The organism is Pontibacter sp. GD7, from assembly GCF_058216375.1.
In genome coordinates this window covers 84,025-99,533 of sequence record NZ_JBYZMP010000006.1, presented here as the reverse complement: position 1 = coordinate 99,533, position 15,509 = coordinate 84,025, and the positions used below count along the sequence as shown (strand labels likewise).

Genomic DNA, 15,509 nt, shown 5'->3' with positions numbered 1-15,509 from the left:
AAATAAAACAAAAGAGGCTGCCCAAACAGGCAGCCTCTTTTGTTTTATGCCATAGTAAAAAACAACTAGGTTCCGACATCAGTAAAACAAAGTATAACCTCTACTGCTGTCTACAAAAACTGTTCTCATGGGCAATGTTTATACTTTTATCAGATCAACTTTTTTGCTGCTGTTGGTACTGGCCAGTTGCAACAATCAAGGCACTACACCTACCGAGACTGATACAACGGTGCAGTCAGGGCAGAGAATTGGAGGACGCTGCGAAACCTGTGAACTGATGTATGTAGATATGCCACAAAGTATAAATGCCGTGGACACCAGCGCAGCGTGGCATACTAACGCAGGTCAAAAGCTTATCGTGACAGGAACAGTTTATAAATCTGATAAAAAGACACCTGCCCCGAATATTATACTTTACTACTGGCAAACCAACGAAAAAGGAGTATATGCTGATAAACCCGGACTAAACCCCAAAGCCAGAAGACACGGTTATATCAGAGGATGGGTGAAAACAGATAAGCAGGGAAAGTATACTATCTATACGATACGTCCCGCTTCTTATCCCAATGGCCGAAACCCTCAGCATATACACATGCTGGTAAAGGAACCACAACTGGCCAATGAGTATTACATCGACGACATACTATTCGAGGATGACCCAATGCTGACCAAGCGAATCAAAGATCAATTAGAAAAGAAAGGTGGTAGTGGATTAGTAAGCCCAGTAATGCAAGATGATGTACAGCGGGTAAACCGGGATATTATACTTGGCATGAACATTTCCGGCTAGTTTGGTTATTGGTTACTGGTTGTTCGTTATTAGAGTTTCTGTAGAGACGCAATATTTTGCGTCTTGTTGGCTACAGGTAAATTGATTTCATTATGCGTGATTGGGATCGTAGAGACGCAATACTTTGCGTCTTGTTGGCTACAACGGTCTTAGTTAATTTGTGGGTTATTTGTTCCTCAGATAGCACGGTTACATTATCAGCCAACAACAGGATAATTAAGGCTTTACCAAAAAAGTAATCAATTATAATACATCCTGTTTGATAAGTAAACCAATACTAGTAAAATTCCCACAAGCACTAACGTGCCAATATTAATGTTATAAATGGCATTTTTTGTCTTAGCAACATGACCTGACCTTTTCCTCCCTTCCCAATACGCATCAAATCCTCGGCGCTCTTTACCAGTAACTTTACTGGCCAGGTAATTGGCAATCCATCTGGCTGAGGCTCCAATGAATTCGAAAACAAACGAAGAGAATATGACCTCAAATATCATAAACGCAGATAGATACCTTCATCTTTACAATCAGATTTATACTTATCGAATAATTCAAAACCAATATAGTTATAAGATTTCCATTCACCTAAAGATTTTCGCCAAGACCCATTCCTGTAAACTTTCTGTGTAACAGCACATCAGAGTTATACACCACACTTATCAACGTTACTTATCCACATATCCACAAAAGATAAAAGTAAAAGGTATAAAATCTCTTTTATAAAGTATAAACCAACCTCACAAATCCACAGTTATCAACAAATGTCAGGTGAATAACTGTGGATTTGTGGATAAACAAGAAGGCCTGCCCCATTTTCTGGAGCAGGCCTTGCTAATGTATGTTGAAGAACTGCTGTTACTGGTGCGGTACTCCTTTCATTCTTATGTGTAATTCTTCCAGCTGCGTATCCGAAATTGGGGAAGGAGCATCGATCATTACATCGCGGCCCGAATTGTTTTTAGGGAAGGCAATGTAATCGCGGATTGACTCGGAACCACCAAACAGAGAGCATAATCTATCAAAACCGAAGGCAATACCACCATGCGGCGGAGCACCGTATTCAAAAGCGCTCATCAGGAAGCCAAACTGAGCCTCAGCCTCTGCATGTGAGAAACCAAGCAAACGGAACATCTGCTCCTGCAGCCTGCGGTCATGGATACGGATAGAACCTCCACCTACTTCCACACCATTAATTACCATGTCGTAGGCATTCGCACGAATATCCCCCGGACGGTCATCGATCAGCTCAATATCTTCTGGCTTTGGTGAAGTGAACGGATGGTGCATGGCGTGGAAACGCTTTGAGTCATCATCCCACTCCAATAGTGGGAAATCTACTACCCAAAGTGGAGAGTACACATTCTTATCACGCAGACCTAAACGCTCACCCATTTCCAGGCGAAGCTCATTCAGGGCCTTACGGGTTTTATTTTTCTCACCGGCAAGTATAAGCAACAAGTCGCCGCGCTCTGCATGGAACGCGCTGCCCCAATGCTGCAGGTCGTCTGGAGAGTAGAATTTATCTACAGATGATTTGATGGTCCCGTCTTCGTTCACGCGGGCATAAACCAGGCCTGTAGCCCCGATCTGCGGACGCTTCACAAAATCTGTAAGTTCGTCCAGTTGCTTACGGGTATAGTAGGCTGCGCCTTTAGCGTTTATACCTACTACCAGTTCCGCATCGTCGAACACTTTAAAGCCTTTGTTCTTTACTAAGTGGTTCAGCTCCACGAAACGCATCTCAAAACGCGTGTCTGGCTTATCAGAGCCATAGTACTTCATGGCATCAGCGTAAGTCATGCGTGGCAGCTTGCCCAGTTTTATACCTTTTTCTTTTTCAAACAGGTGCGCGATAAAACCCTCGAACATGTTCAGCACATCCTCCTGCTTCACAAACGACATTTCGCAGTCTATCTGGGTGAACTCCGGCTGGCGGTCAGCACGCAGGTCTTCATCGCGGAAACACTTCACGATCTGGTAGTACCTGTCGAAGCCAGACACCATCAGCAACTGCTTAAAGGTCTGCGGAGACTGCGGCAGGGCATAAAACTCACCCGGGTTCATGCGGCTTGGAACCACAAAATCGCGGGCACCCTCCGGCGTTGATTTGATAAGTACTGGCGTTTCTACCTCGATAAAATAGTGGTTGTCCAGGTAATTGCGTGTGGCGCGCATGATGCGGTGGCGCAGTTCCAGGTTGCGGCGCACAGGCGTACGACGCAGGTCCAGGTAGCGGTACTTCATACGCAGGTCATCGCCTCCGTCCGTCTCATCCTCGATCAGGAAAGGCGGTAACTTGGCAGGATTCAGCACTTCCAGCTTATGCACCACGATCTCGATGTCGCCGGTAGGAATCTTGTCGTTTTTAGAGTAACGCTCAACAACTTTACCTACAACCTTAATAACATACTCACGGCCAAGCGTACGGGCCTGATCTATCTGATTTTGTGGCGAAACACCCTCTTCGTAAGTCAACTGCGTAATACCGTAACGGTCACGCAAATCAACCCACAGCATACCGCCTTTATCACGAATACGCTGTACCCATCCTGTTAAAATTACTTCTTCACCAACGTTGTCGAGGCGCAATTCGCCGCAAGTATGAGATCGGAGCATAGTATCTTGTATAGTTTTATGCAAATGTAAGAAATTGTATTTACGAGTTTACTTTAACAAAGCCTAAGTTGTTTACTTAAGCAGGTCTACCATAGCGGCAACGTTGTTTACCTGTATGGCATCCGGCTTAAGGGCTATCATTTTAGAAATGCTTGAGCGGGATTTTCCACCGAAAAGCGCCACCTGAAGTCCCTGCGCTTTAGCACGTTCTACCTGCTCCTGAGTTACCGCTTTGCCATTCGCACATATCCCATGAAAATTATTTTCGATGGCTATCTGCATGTCTTTCTCAAACTCATTTTCAGAATCGAACATTAAAGGAGCTTCCGCAGCTACCTGCCTGAAAGCATCCAGAAATGCAGGGTCATGCGAAATGAACATCAACTTCCCGAGCGGGTAATTATACTTTTGCAAAAGCGCCAGCACTGATCGAGCATAGTATAAATTACGCTCCGGGTTATAGTTGCGCAGATCCAGATGTAGTACCGGCAACTCCGGGTATGTGGCAAAGCGCTGCAGCATGGCCTCCATAGTGATGATCTCCTCGTCATGGAAAAGCTCGTAGAAGAAGCCTCCTTTATACTTTAGCCCAATCACATCGGCGGCTTTGTGGTTCTCAATCAAACCACTCTTATCTGTCATGGAGCTAAGGTCCACGTCGTGGTAAAGTATAGGCACTCCATCCTGGCTAAGCTGTACATCCACTTCAACCCCATCGGCACCGTGTTCTTCCATGGCTTTTACAATGGAAGCCATACTATTGGCCGGCAACGGGTTAAACGGGTTTAGCGGCGACATAAAACCGGAGCCGGCATGCCCCAACACCAATACCTCCGAATCTGTTTTCTGGCCCAGCCCAAACGGATAATACAAAACGCCAAGTATGGCCAGGGCTACTATTGCCGTTATGATTACAAACCTGTTTGTACGTTTACCGCGCTTCGGCTTCTGTACACTTGTTGTTTCAGTTGTTTTCAATTTTGAGTGGCTGTTAAGCAATTATACAGCGAAGGTAACACCATTTCTTTTTAATTACCCTTAAATTTGCACCTGCACAACCACAAGCCTATGCAAACTACGCGAAAATCATCTGTAGCTAAAGCCTTCACCGCGGATGCCGACACACTGGGACAACCTGCGCAGGAACGCTACCTGATGCCTTTGTCGGTTATACTCTTGATTGCTTTTGCCATCCGGATGCTGGCCGCGTTTTTCTCGAAGGGCTATGCGTTCAGTGACGACCATTTTGATGTGATCACGATTGCGCAGGGCTGGCTGGATGGTTTTCCGTTGTGGTTGAATGAGCCGATGCCACCACGCCACAGCATGCTGTACGTGCTGCTGCACTACGGCCTGTTTTATACTTTGGAAGCTATGGGCATTTTTAGCCCTGAGGTGAAGATGACCGTGGTACGCATACTGCATGGGCTTCACTCGCTGCTCATCGTATACTTTGGCTACAAGATCACAGAGCGTTTATCAAATAAGGCAAACGCAAGGCTGGCAGGACTGATGCTAGCGCTGATGTGGTTTATGCCTTTCATGAGTGTGCGTAACCTCGTAGAGATGGTGTGCATTCCGCCGTTAATGGCAGCTTTTTACTTGATGCTGCGTGCAGAGCAGGATAAGAAGAAACTCCTGATGCCATACTTCTGGGCAGGTACTTTGTTCGCCCTCTCTTTTGTATTCAGGTACCATACCATGCTGATGGGAGCCGGAGCAGGCATGGTGCTGCTGTACCGCAGGCAGTGGAAAGAAGCCTTTGCCTTGTTGCTGGGTTTTGCGTCAGCGGCACTGCTCATACAGGGCACCATCGACATCATCTACTTCGATTACCCATTCCACTCTATTGTAGCTTACTTCCTTTACAACACCGAGAATGCCTACAACTATAGCACAGGGCCTGTATACCGATTTTTGTTAACCATACTTGGTTTCCTGGTGCCGCCTGTTAGTGGGTTTTTATTGTTTGGCTACTCCCGTACAGCTAAACTGGCGCCTGCTATTTTCTGGGGCGGTCTTATATTCTTTGTGGCGCACTCCCTGTTCCCGAACAAGCAGGAACGATTTATACTTCCGCTGTTGCCACTCATTATGATTCTGGGAGTAATAGGCTGGCAGGATTTTGTGCATACCTCAGCTTTTTGGAATAAGCGCCGTAAACTACTGGCTGCCTGCTGGATATTTTTCTGGACGATTAATATACTTGCTGCCGTTGGCCTTGCCTTTACCTATACTAAAAAGAGCCGTGTAGCACCGCTGATATACTTATCTGAAAAACCGAACATGGATGCCGTAGTACTGGAATTCGGTAATCATAGCGTTAAAACCCCTCCCCTGTTTTACCTGAACCATGTAAGCGCAGACTATGACCTTTATACTATTGATGAAGACATGGTATGGGAAGATTACCTGGCAGGCCGTAAGCCACTACCGGAAGAGTTCGTGATGATTTATACTTTGAACGGTGACAAAACCACAACCGCCCTCGACTCTGCCATACAATCCACGCCTTACAAACCGGATTATGTTGTGGTAGTGGGCACTGATGAGATGGAAGAACGCATGGCCCGTTTAAGAAGCCTCTTCCCGAACCTGAAACTGGAACATACCATAACGCCATCGCTCTACGACAGGGTGCTACACTTCCTGAACCCACGTGTGCACAAAGATGAGCATGTGCAGATTTATGAGGTGGTGAGGTAGCAGAAAGTAAGTCTTTATTCTTTCGTATTTTTAATCTGCTGCCAATTTTACTAGCTGCTTTTAATCCTCAGTCTTGCTTGCCAATCGTTTCACATCTGGCTTTGGTGCGCTTAAGATAGGGGTTGGGATAGACACTTCTTAGCTGCTGTATTCTGCAACTGGAAAGAAAGCATAAAACAGTAATGCAGAAAAAGTCCCCCTTCGAAGGGGGTGTAGGGGGGATGTTTACACCTGCCAGAATTCCTCTCTTGAGAGCAGGGCGTTTCATTCTAATAAATTCTATACTTAGATCATAAGCAGCCATACTCTCAACCTGTACTATTGGCCCTCCGGGCCAGTTGAGTCGGAGACTCAACCTTATTTGTAAGTCACGAATCTGGAGATTCGCGCCAGAAAATAGTAGAATGAAACGATCCTGCATCTCAAGAGGGGTGCAGGGGTGTGTTTACACCTTTAAAGGAATAGATAGCGGCTAAATAAAGGGTTAATGTTTGTAAAACTCTGAAATTAGTAAAGAATTATAGAGACCATTACTTGAATGTTCGTTTAAAAACAGGCAATATAATCTTACAGACTCCCCTTTTTTCACCTCCTTCTTGAGTGGCTTTTCTAGTTGACTTTGAATAGGAGCCCAGAACGTTACATCACCCACCCGAAACAGATACTCATTTTTAACATCATTTTTTATAGCTTCGATATTACCTCCAAACAATTTAAATACATTTAACATCGAGCGCATTACTCCAGTATCTACAGTTCTGGACTCCCCCAAGTAAGTGGCCATGAACCTATATTTCGCAATTCTGGTGTAATAATTACTTTTCCCAAGTGTTACATCAATACTATCAGCATATTCCTGCTCATACTTTAAAATCTCAATTAGATTTATCGAATTGTAGTTTTTATTCCATTCTTCAAATCCTTTTTGAGCGAAAGCAGTGTTTATTTCGAATAAAAACGAAAAGAACACCAATAGCACAGCAATTCTGTAAACTGATGACATAGAGTGGTTAAAGTTTAAAGGGTTATGAAGAGCAGATTCTAATTACCTCGTAAAAGTATACAGGTAATTTATGGAGAAATTCCAGAAGAACACGATAACGATGGCGCAAAACTTTGCCACGTAAAAGTTAAACCGCAGCCGATCGGAAAGGACGTAGATGATGAAGTTGTTTAAGATTAAACCCACCAGCGCCACCACCAAAAACTTGGAGTACTGCCAGCCAATTTCAGGGTCGAGGCTGCGGAAGGTCCAGATGCGGTTGAGGTAAAAATTGCTGGCTGTGGCAAGTATAAACCCCAGACTGTTGGCCACATACTTATTCCAGCGCAGCTTCTCTTTTGCCACATACGTAACGCCAAAATCCAGCAGCAGGCCGGAAAATCCGACTATCCCAAACTTCAGAAACTTAAAGAAAAGACTTTGCAGGTATTCCGACATTCGTTACAGGCTACAGCAGAAAGGGTGTGGCAGCTACAGCATAGCAAAAATAATATACTTGTTACAGGCAGCCAAGTCCTAAAGCTGATCTTTTGCTTCAACATCTCACCCCGTTTCTAGATAAGAAATTGAAATCAAGCCTGTTTGGTCGATAAAAGGTATAGGTTAGTATAGTTTATTTTGAATGGTTGCTAAGAAATATTTAATTGATTATTAGCAAGTTTCACCTTAAAACAGACACTAACTATGGAACTAGTCATTCAAAACCTATCCAAAACTTATCCTAACGGCACAAAGGCGCTGAAAAACATCAACCTAACCATTCCGAAAGGCATGTTTGGTTTGCTTGGTCCTAATGGCGCCGGTAAATCATCATTGATGCGCACTATCGCCACTTTGCAGGAAGCGGACCAGGGCAGTATTATGCTGGGCAACCTGGATGTGCTGCACCAGAAAGAGGAAATGCGTAAGGTGTTAGGTTACCTGCCACAGGAGTTTGGTGTCTACCCAAAGGTATCTGCTGAAGAAATGCTGGACCATTTTGCCGTGCTTAAAGGCATTAGCAACTCCAAAGAACGTCAGGAAGTAGTAAAAGCGCTGTTGCAGCAAACGAACCTGTACGACGTGCGCAAAAAGAACCTGGGTGGCTACTCCGGTGGTATGAAACAGCGCTTTGGTATTGCACAGGCATTGCTGGGTAATCCGAAGATCATTATAGTAGATGAGCCAACTGCCGGCCTCGACCCGGCGGAGCGTAACCGTTTCCATAACCTGCTAAGCGAGATCGGTGAGAACATCATCGTTATACTTTCCACACACATCGTGGAAGATGTTACAGACCTCTGCCGCAATTTCGCCATCATCAACAAAGGTGAGGTATTGCTGGAAGGCGACCCGCTAAAAGTTATCGACGACCTGAAAGGCCGCATCTGGCGCAAATTCATCAACAAAGACGAACTGGTACAACACCAACTGCAATATGAGGTTATCTCTTCTCGCCTATTTGCCGGCAAAACCATTATACATGTAGTAAGTGATGTACAGCCAGGGCCAGAATTTGAACCGGTTGCACCAAACCTGGAGGATGTGTACTTCAGCAGAATTCATGAGGCTACAAAAGGCGAGCACCTTGAGCCTGCTGAAGTAATTGCTGTTAACTAAACCATCAGAGCAGTTTTACCCACCTCTGCCCCTCCCAAGAGGGGAATCGTGGAACGATTATAATCCCGCTCAAATTTAAAACAGACTCTGTTCTGTAGCCAAGCTTCATGAATGTGGTAAGGCAAGTAAGAATCCCCTCTTGGGAGGGGCAGGGGTGGGTTTAATCAATCTGCATTAATCTTAGGCAACTGCCACTGGGGAGACAGGGCATAATTAATAATTCATCATTCATAATTATTAAGAAGATGTTTAAAGAGATATTTCTTTTCGAATTAAAGTACAGGCTGAAGCGGCCTGCTACTTACGTATACTTTGGGCTGTTGTTTGCGATGGCCTTTCTGGCAATGCTGGCGCTGGGTGGTGCTTTTGGCGGAGGTGTTATCATAGGCGATGCCAGTGGCGGCAAGGTGAATGCCAACTCTCCGTACCAGATAAACTGGATCGTGACGCTGCTGAGTTGGTTCGGTGTGCTGATAACCTCTGCCATGATGGGCACACCCATTTTCCGAGACTTCGAGCACAAAACGCACTCCTTATACTATACCACCCCTATTACAAAGGCTGGCTATTTGTTTGGCCGCTTTTTTGGTTCTTTCCTGATCACGCTGTTTGTGTTTTTAGGCGTGGCAGTAGGCGCCTGGGCGGCAACGGTAATGCCTTGGGTAGAGCCGGAAAAGATCGGACCTTTCAACCTAATGTGGTACCTGCAGCCTTACCTGACTATCATCATCCCTAATCTTATATTTACCGGGGCCATTTTCTTTACGCTGGCCACACTTACCCGCAGTGCCCTGTCAATCTACGTGGGTGGTGTTATTTTCCTGGTGCTTTACGGAATCTCCAGCAGCCTTACCGGCGACCTCGACAACGAAACCATAGCCAATCTGCTGGACCCGCTTGGCGCATCTGCCATATACTATACCCAACGCTACTGGACAACTGCCGAACGTAACACGCTGATGCTGCCATTCAGTGAACACATACTCGCAAACCGTGCCCTCTGGACAGGCATCGGGCTGGCATTACTGGCTTTCTGCTATTTCCGCTTCAGCTTTTCGTTTGCCAATACAGGTATAAAGCTATTCCGTAAGCGAAGCAGCGCGGAAGCAGCCGGTGCTTTTGTGCCATCAGAGCGTTTAAAATTGCCAAAGGTAAGCCAGCAGTTTTCTTTCAGCCTAAGCTGGCAGCAGTTCCTGAAACTCACTAAGCTGGAGTTTAAGGGCGTTATCAAGAGTGTATACTTTATTGCCATTGTAACAGCCGGCATCATCTTCCTGTTTGTGTCGGGCACCCAGATAGGTAAAATGTATGGTACCACAGTTTTCCCGGTAACTTCCACTGTAATTACCGTGCTCAACGGAACATTTGCCCTGTTCTTCCTGATTATCATCACTTTCTATGCCGGCGAACTGGTGTGGCGTGAGCGTGACAACAACATCAACCAGATGTATGATGCGCTACCAATACCAAATTGGGTGCCTTTTGCCTCCAAGCTGCTTGCCCTGATGCTGGTGCAGGTAATATTGCTTTTCGTGATCATGTTCTGTGGCATCGTTATCCAGACGTTTAAGGGCTACTACAATTACGAACTGGATGTATACTTTAAAGGACTCTTCGGCCTGCAACTGGTAGAATACATGATGCTATGCGTGCTTGCCATGCTGGTACAGGTGATCGTGAACAACAAGTACCTGGGCCATTTTGTGATGGTAGTATACTTCCTGCTGAACATCTTTAAAGGCCAGCTTGGATGGGAACACAACCTCTACAGCTTTAACTCCGACCCTGGCATAACCTACTCTGCCATGAACGGCTACGGTCATTTTGTGTGGCCGTTTACCATCTACAAAGTATACTGGGCTGCCTTTGCCATTATACTTGCCGTACTGGCCAACATGCTGTGGGTGCGCGGCACGGAGTCGATGATCAAGTGGCGTTTTAAACTGGCTGCATTGCAACTAGGCAGGCCAACAATGGCAGTAACCGGAGCTGCAATGGCTATTTTTATGGTAACTGGCGGCTACATTTACTATAACACCAATGTACTGAATACCTATCGCAATTCTGATGAGCAGGAAAAACGGCAGGCAGAGTTCGAGAAAACCTACAAAAAGTATGACGGCATTCCGCAACCACGCATTACCGATGTAAAGCTAAACGTGGATATTTATCCTGATGAGCGTGCGTTCGCTTTTAAAGGCCACTTCTGGCTCAAGAACAAGCATGCGCAACCCATCGACTCCATCCACTTAATGTGGGACGACCAGTTAGAGATAAAGCAACTGGAGTTTACAAAGCAGGCGAAACAAGTGCTCAACGATACAGACCTTGGTTACCACATTTACAGGCTGGAGCAACCACTGCAACCCGGCGATTCTGTAAAACTGAACATGGACTTGCTTTATGAGACCAAAGGCTTCCGAAACAGCGGCTCCAACACCAACATCGTGTATAACGGCACCTTCATTAACAGCCAGTATTTACCCAAAATTGGTTACCAGGAGGCTGTAGAATTGAGCGACGATGATATACGCAAAGAGCATGGCCTGGACCCTAAACCACGCATGGCCGATGTAAACGATGCCGAGGCACGCAAGAACACCTACATCAGCAACGAAGCCGACTGGATTACCTTTGAGGCCACCGTAAGCACCGTACCCGACCAGATCGCCATTGCACCGGGTTACCTGCAGAAAGAATGGACAGAAAACGGACGCCGCTATTTCCATTATAAAATGGACGCGCCAATCCTGAACTTCTACTCTTTCCTGTCGGCGGACTACGAGGTGCTGAAAGACAAGTGGGTTGGCAAAGACGGTAAAGAAGTGGCAATTGAAGTATACTACCACAAAGGCCACGAGTATAACCTGGACCGCATGGTGAAAGGCGTTAAAAAGTCGCTGGATTATTTTACAACCAATTTCAGCCCTTACCAGCACCGCCAGGTTCGTATCATCGAGTTTCCGGGCTATGCCTCGTTTGCACAGGCTTTCCCTAACACTATTCCATTCTCTGAGTCGATCGGTTTTATTGCCGACGTGGACGACAACGACCCGGAAGACATTGATTACCCGTTCTATGTTACCGCACACGAAGTAGCGCACCAGTGGTGGGCACATCAGGTTATTGGCGGCGATGTGCAGGGCTCAGTGCTGATGTCGGAAACCATGAGCCAGTACAGCGCTCTTATGGTAATGAAACACGAATATGGTGAAGAACGCATGAACAAATTCCTGAAGTATGAGTTAAACTCATACTTAACTGGCCGAACGGCAGAAAGCAAGAAAGAATTGCCGCTTTACCGGGTTGAGAACCAAGGCTATATACATTACAGAAAGGGCAGCCTGGTAATGTATGCACTGGCCGACTACATTGGTGAGGAGAAGGTGAACGATGCTTTGCAGCAGTACATAAAAAAAGTTGCTTTCCAGCAGGCACCATATACTAATTCTATCGAGTTCATGCAGTATATTCGCGCCGCCGCTCCAGACTCGTTGCAGTACCTCGTAACCGATATGTTTGAAAACATAACGCTTTACGAGAACAAGACCACCGAGGCCAAATACACCAAACTTAAAAACGGGAAGTATAAAGTAAACTTTACTGTTGACGCTAAGAAACTTTATGCAGATAGTTTAGGTTCTGAAAGTGAGGCCACTATGAACGACTGGGTTGATATTGGCGTGCTGGCCCGCCAGAAAGTGAACGGGCACTGGCAGGATAAGCCGCTTTACCTGAAAAAGCACAGACTGAAGGCCGGCGAAAATAAATTTGAGTTCGTTGTGGATAAGAAACCAGCCAAAGCCGGAATCGATCCATACAATATTCTGATAGACAGAAATCCATCAGATAATACAAAGACATTGTCGGAGGGCTAACCTAGCGCCGGCAATAAGGCAAGCTTGTTTAAGGTGAGATGTAAGTAAGAATTGCCTTACGCACTAAAAAATCTACGTGACGTTAAGGAGAAGCCATACCTGCTGGGTATGGCTTCTTTCATTTTATACTTCTGGCTTACTTAAACAGTCCGCCAAGCTTATCGCCAAGGCCTTTCCCGAGTGTATCTTTCAGGTTTCCGCCTACCAGGCTCCCCAGTATATCCGACTGCCCCAGGTTTTCGGAGGCCATTTTTCCGGAGATCTTCTGCATGATAAAGTTGATAGCGAAAGGTGCCACCTGTTTGGCTATACTTTCCGGTATACCCAGCTTGGCTGTAAGGTCAGACACATACTTGTTGATGATGTTATTGGCTCCTGCAGTACCTTGTCCGCCTTTTAGCATGTTCATCACACCTCCAACATCGCCGCTGGTAGCTCTGCTTTTCACCTCGTCCATCAGGTTTTCCTTGGCCAGGTCTACGGAGCGATTGGCAGTATCCGGCTGCAACTGAAACTTATCCTGCAGTTCGCCTGCCAACTGTCCTTTTACCTGGCTGATAATGTTTTCTAGCATAGTGTTTTTTTATTTTGGTTATACTTGTCCGATAAAGTATAACGGCAACCGTCTCAACAGGATGTGCTTCCGGAATTTTTAAGGTGAAGTCTGCGTTTAACAAACTGGCAAAGTAATTGCACCTAAAACAGCGTAACTGCCAACTTACCTGATATTTTTATAGCTTTGCCTTTCCATATTTATGAACATGCGATATTTAGCCTTTTTAGTGATCATCATGCTGGCCGGCGCCACTTTTGGCCAGTCCAAATTAAAGAAGACCCAGATCAGCAAGGAGATCTCGGTAATGCTGCCCCGTGATTTTACGCCGATGCCCGACGATGGCATTGCCCGCCGTTACCCGGCCACTACCAAACCGCTTGCCGTATACACTAGCCCAAATGGCCAGATTGATTTCAGCGTAACGCAGAAGCGCTCTCAGTTCAGGGCTCAGGATCTGAACATGCTGCAGGAGTTTTACAAGGCAAACCTTCTGGAGAAATTTACCGATGTGGATTTTATCCGTGAGGAGATCGTGGACATAAAAGGTGAGCAGTATATTGTGTTTGAGTTTGTTTCTAAAGTAGCTGATGAACGCGGAACTACAAACTTGGCCCCGGTTCAGAAGTACAGCATCATACAATACACCATTAAAGGAAACCAGCTGATAATCTTTACCATGCACGCGCCTTTTGCCCTTAAAAACGACTGGCAACCAACCATGCGCGATGTCATGAGTTCTATCAGGATCAAAGTATAACCCAAATTTTATACTTACTGAAAGCCTCTCTTGTATAAAGGGAGGCTTTTTTTTGGTGCTTTGGCAGGTATTTTATTTTTCGTATGGACAGGTCGGGACCCAATGCCGTCAAATTAGGATTTAAGTATCTTATTGCTGTTTCGGATTTGCAATCCGAAACCTGGCTACTATCAGGATTTGTAATCCGTTTTGATACTATTTCAGTTTTCATTCAGGTTTAAGAAGAGGGCCGGATTACAAATCCTGATAGTAAGTACTTCTGGATTACAAATCCAGAAGAGCCGTTTAGCAACAGGTTTTCCTTAAGGTGATGGCATTGCATCACGACCTGCCCCTGCCAATACTTCTTACATTTTATACTTTATACCCTTATTCAAAGTAAAACTTTATTAAAACGGTACAACTTATACCTTTGCCCCTATGGCTACAGACTTTTTATCAATACACAGCGACGAGCATTTTATGCAGCAGGCTTACAGGCAGGCGCAGCAGGCATTTGAGGAAGGCGAGATACCCATTGGGGCAGTAGTGGTGGCCAATAACCGCATTATCGCTAAGGCCTACAACCAAACCGAGAAGCTGAATGACGTAACGGCTCACGCTGAAATGCTGGCCCTGACAGCTGCCGCTGAGTACCTGGGCAACAAATACCTGCACGAGTGCACCCTGTATGTTACCGTTGAGCCCTGCGTGATGTGTGCGGGTGCAAGCTACTGGGCACAGCTTAAACGCGTGGTTTTCGGAACATCGGAGCCCAAACGCGGTTATAGGCGTGTAGGTAATCTGCTGCACCCAAAAACAGAGATGGTAAGCGGCGTAATGGCGCAGGAGTGCGCCGATCTGATGTCGAGCTTCTTTGCGGGTAAAAGAAATTAACTAACTTTGGTACCAGGACGTACACGTAAAAGCTTTGTGACGTCATATCATTTTTAATCATAAAACATATATAAAACTATGGCTTTCGAACTTCCGAAACTACCTTATGCTTACGATGCTCTGGAGCCGCACATCGATGCGCGCACCATGGAAATCCACCATACAAAACACCACCAGGCTTACACAGATAACCTGAACAAGGCTATCGCTGGTACTGACATGGAGAACATGAGCATCGAAGAGATCATGCGCAATGTGAAAGAAGACAACAAAGCTGTTCGCAATAACGGTGGCGGTTACTACAACCACAACCTGTTCTGGACTATCCTTTCGCCAAACGGCGGCGGACAACCATCCGGCGAACTGGCTGATGCGATCAACGAGGCTTTTGGCTCTTTCGATCAGTTTAAAGAGAAGTTCAACAACGCGGCAGCTACACGTTTCGGCTCAGGCTGGGCATGGCTTTGCGTAAAAGACGGCAAACTGGAAGTATGTTCTACACCAAACCAGGACAACACCCTGATGCCATTCGCAGAAGGTTGCGGCGGACAGCCGATCCTTGGCCTTGACGTTTGGGAGCACGCCTACTACCTGAACTACCAGAACCGCCGCCCGGACTACATCAGCGCTTTCTGGAATGTAGTTAACTGGGAAGAGGTTACTCGCCGTTACAACGAAGCGAAATAGGTGTTTTAGACGTATCTCGATACACGTATCAAGTATCACGA

At 45.9% G+C, this 15,509-nt stretch carries 12 protein-coding genes; 7 read left to right on the top strand and 5 right to left on the bottom strand.

Features of this window, described 5'->3' with window-relative positions; translation table 11 throughout:
- Positions 1–127 precede the first annotated feature (127 nt).
- Positions 128–790, top strand: a complete 663-nt coding sequence (locus AC4BAP_RS11135) for a dioxygenase family protein (RefSeq protein WP_490582727.1) — start codon at positions 128–130, stop codon at positions 788–790.
- 855 nt (positions 791–1,645) lie between these two features.
- On the opposite strand, the gene aspS is transcribed toward AC4BAP_RS11135, so the two are convergent.
- Positions 1,646–3,406, bottom strand: a complete 1,761-nt coding sequence (gene aspS, locus AC4BAP_RS11130) for an aspartate--tRNA ligase (protein ID WP_490582726.1) — start codon at positions 3,404–3,406, stop codon at positions 1,646–1,648.
- A 72-nt stretch (positions 3,407–3,478) separates the two neighbouring features.
- Positions 3,479–4,384 (bottom strand): glycerophosphodiester phosphodiesterase, encoded by a 906-nt coding sequence (locus tag AC4BAP_RS11125; protein ID WP_490582725.1) that lies wholly within the window; start codon positions 4,382–4,384, stop codon positions 3,479–3,481.
- 90 nt (positions 4,385–4,474) lie between these two features.
- Here AC4BAP_RS11125 and AC4BAP_RS11120 point away from each other — a divergent pair, with 90 nt between their 5' ends.
- A complete protein-coding gene (locus tag AC4BAP_RS11120; protein ID WP_490582724.1) occupies positions 4,475–6,112 on the top strand; it encodes a glycosyltransferase family 39 protein in 1,638 nt (545 codons plus the stop codon).
- Positions 6,113–6,596: 484 nt separating this feature from the next.
- Here the strand turns inward: AC4BAP_RS11120 and AC4BAP_RS11115 are convergent, their stop codons facing one another.
- Both AC4BAP_RS11115 and AC4BAP_RS11110 read right to left on the bottom strand, forming a co-directional pair.
- A complete protein-coding gene (locus AC4BAP_RS11115; protein WP_490582723.1) occupies positions 6,597–7,115 on the bottom strand; it encodes a hypothetical protein in 519 nt (172 codons plus the stop codon).
- A gap of 42 nt (positions 7,116–7,157) precedes the next feature.
- Complete coding sequence (locus tag AC4BAP_RS11110) at positions 7,158–7,553, bottom strand: GtrA family protein (RefSeq protein WP_490582722.1); 396 nt, start codon at positions 7,551–7,553, stop codon at positions 7,158–7,160.
- A 246-nt stretch (positions 7,554–7,799) separates the two neighbouring features.
- Between AC4BAP_RS11110 and AC4BAP_RS11105 the strand changes: the two genes are divergently transcribed.
- The gene (locus tag AC4BAP_RS11105; protein ID WP_490582721.1) at positions 7,800–8,714 is read left to right on the top strand and encodes an ABC transporter ATP-binding protein; all 915 of its coding nucleotides are present in this window, start codon (positions 7,800–7,802) and stop codon (positions 8,712–8,714) included.
- Positions 8,715–8,959: 245 nt separating this feature from the next.
- Positions 8,960–12,592 carry an ABC transporter permease/M1 family aminopeptidase gene (locus tag AC4BAP_RS11100; protein WP_490582720.1) on the top strand — a complete coding sequence of 1,211 codons (3,633 nt, stop codon included), beginning with the start codon at positions 8,960–8,962 and terminating at the stop codon, positions 12,590–12,592.
- A 136-nt stretch (positions 12,593–12,728) separates the two neighbouring features.
- Here the strand turns inward: AC4BAP_RS11100 and AC4BAP_RS11095 are convergent, their stop codons facing one another.
- Positions 12,729–13,166, bottom strand: a complete 438-nt coding sequence (locus AC4BAP_RS11095; RefSeq protein WP_490582719.1) for a hypothetical protein — start codon at positions 13,164–13,166, stop codon at positions 12,729–12,731.
- Between the two features lie 181 nt (positions 13,167–13,347).
- On the opposite strand from AC4BAP_RS11095, the gene AC4BAP_RS11090 reads away from it, so the two are divergent.
- From AC4BAP_RS11090 to AC4BAP_RS11080, 3 genes are all read left to right on the top strand, one after another.
- Positions 13,348–13,905, top strand: coding sequence for a hypothetical protein (locus tag AC4BAP_RS11090; protein WP_490582718.1), 558 nt, complete (start codon positions 13,348–13,350; stop codon positions 13,903–13,905).
- Positions 13,906–14,325: 420 nt separating this feature from the next.
- Complete coding sequence (locus tag AC4BAP_RS11085; protein ID WP_490582717.1) at positions 14,326–14,781, top strand: nucleoside deaminase; 456 nt, start codon at positions 14,326–14,328, stop codon at positions 14,779–14,781.
- A 78-nt stretch (positions 14,782–14,859) separates the two neighbouring features.
- Positions 14,860–15,468 carry a superoxide dismutase gene (locus AC4BAP_RS11080; RefSeq protein WP_490582716.1) on the top strand — a complete coding sequence of 203 codons (609 nt, stop codon included), beginning with the start codon at positions 14,860–14,862 and terminating at the stop codon, positions 15,466–15,468.
- Positions 15,469–15,509: the final 41 nt, after the last annotated feature.